A 1,414-nucleotide genomic window follows, 5' to 3' on the forward strand; every position below is an offset into this window, starting at 1 on the left:
CTGAGACCTGATGCCGAGCCGATTGTGGTGAAGTGGATGATCCTATGCTGTCGAGAAAAGCCTCTAGCGAGTTTCATGGCGGCCCGTACCCTAAACCGACTCAGGTGGTCAGGTAGAGAATACCGAGGCGTTCGGGTGAACTATGGTTAAGGAACTCGGCAAAATGCCCCCGTAACTTCGGGAGAAGGGGGGCCATTCCTGGTGATGAGTCTTGCACTCTGAGCTGGGGGTGGCCGCAGAGACCAGCGAGAAGCGACTGTTTACTAAAAACACAGGTCCGTGCGAAGCCGTAAGGCGATGTATACGGACTGACGCCTGCCCGGTGCTGGAACGTTAAGGGGACCGGTTAGTCAAGATTCGTCTTGGCGAAGCTGAGAACTTAAGCGCCAGTAAACGGCGGTGGTAACTATAACCATCCTAAGGTAGCGAAATTCCTTGTCGGGTAAGTTCCGACCTGCACGAATGGCGTAACGACTTCTCGACTGTCTCAACCATAGGCCCGGTGAAATTGCACTACGAGTAAAGATGCTCGTTTCGCGCAGAAGGACGGAAAGACCCCGGGACCTTTACTACAGTTTGATATTGGTGTTCGGTTCGGCTTGTGTAGGATAGGTGGGAGACTTTGAAGCGGCCACGCCAGTGGTTGTGGAGTCGTCGTTGAAATACCACTCTGGTCGTGCTGGATGTCTAACCTCGGTCCGTGATCCGGATCAGGGACAGTGTCTGATGGGTAGTTTAACTGGGGCGGTTGCCTCCCAAAGAGTAACGGAGGCGCCCAAAGGTTCCCTCAGCCTGGTTGGTAATCAGGTGTTGAGTGTAAGTGCACAAGGGAGCTTGACTGTGAGACCGACGGGTCGAGCAGGGACGAAAGTCGGGACTAGTGATCCGGCGGTGGCTTGTGGAAGCGCCGTCGCTCAACGGATAAAAGGTACCCCGGGGATAACAGGCTGATCTTCCCCAAGAGTCCATATCGACGGGATGGTTTGGCACCTCGATGTCGGCTCGTCGCATCCTGGGGCTGGAGTCGGTCCCAAGGGTTGGGCTGTTCGCCCATTAAAGCGGTACGCGAGCTGGGTTTAGAACGTCGTGAGACAGTTCGGTCCCTATCCTCTGTGCGCGCAGGAATATTGAGAAGGGCTGTCCCTAGTACGAGAGGACCGGGACGGACGAACCTCTGGTGTGCCAGTTGTCCTGCCAAGGGCATGGCTGGTTGGCTACGTTCGGGAGGGATAACCGCTGAAAGCATCTAAGCGGGAAGCCTGCTTCGAGATGAGTATTCCCACCCACTTGATGGGGTAAGGCTCCCAGTAGACGACTGGGTTGATAGGCCAGATCTGGAAGCACCGCAAGGTGTGGAGGTGACTGGTACTAATAGGCCGAGGGCTTGTCCTCAGTTGCTCGCGTCCACTGTGTT

Annotated in this window: 1 rRNA gene; it reads left to right on the forward strand. The window is 55.7% G+C overall.

Annotated elements, in window-relative coordinates:
- Nucleotides 1–1,392: ribosomal RNA gene (locus ACZ4E1_RS40260) — 23S ribosomal RNA — on the forward strand; the annotation flags it as partial.
- Nucleotides 1,393–1,414 lie beyond the last annotated feature (22 nt).

It is taken from the genome of Streptomyces sp. NPDC025806, from assembly GCF_055558275.1.